Source organism: Streptomyces oceani, from assembly GCF_001751245.1.
Classification (GTDB): Bacteria; Actinomycetota; Actinomycetes; order Streptomycetales; family Streptomycetaceae; genus Streptomyces; species Streptomyces oceani.
On record NZ_LJGU01000066.1, the window covers coordinates 1 to 705 of the forward strand.

The following is a 705-nucleotide window of genomic DNA, read 5'->3' on the forward strand; positions in this document are numbered from 1 at the left end:
CGCGTCGCGGAGTTGGAGTCGGATCGGGGTGCGGTGGTGGACACCGCCGCCGCTGACCTGCGACGCATCGAACGCGACCTACACGACGGCGCCCAAGCCCGCCTGGTCACCCTCGCCATGGACCTCGGCCTCGCCAAGGAGAAACTCCTCGAAGACCCCGAAGCGGCGGCCTCCATGGTCGACGAAGCACACGGCGAAGTGAAACTCGCCCTCCAAGAACTCCGCGACCTCGCCCGCGGCATCCACCCCGCCATCCTCACCGACCGCGGCCTTGGCCCCGCCCTCTCCGCCATCGCCGCCCGCTGCACCGTACCCGTACGCGTCACCACCGAACTCGACCAACGCCCCGCAGCCGCCATCGAAGGCATCACCTACTTCACCGTCTCCGAACTCCTCCAGAACATCAGCAAACACAGCCAAGCCCACCACGCCACCATCGACCTCTGGCGCTCCCACGACCGCCTCATGCTCCAAGTCACCGACGACGGCCAAGGCGGCGCCACCACCAGCACCACCAGCAACACCGGCGGCACCGGCGGCACCGGACTGGCCGGCCTCACCGAACGCCTCAACTCCGTCGACGGACTCCTGATCCTGGACTCCCCACCCGGCGGCCCCACCACCATCACCGCCGAACTCCCCTGGCGCAGGCGCGAGTCCGCCCCCGAGCCCTCCTGACATCCGGGCCCTCCACGCCGGCGGCCC

The 705-nt window shown here is 70.2% G+C and carries 1 protein-coding gene; it reads left to right on the plus strand.

The features are described 5' to 3' along the window. On the plus strand, positions 1–678 hold a 678-nt coding region (locus AN216_RS00320; RefSeq protein WP_244502250.1), incomplete at its 5' end, for a sensor histidine kinase. Between the last annotated feature and the right edge of the window lie 27 nt (positions 679–705).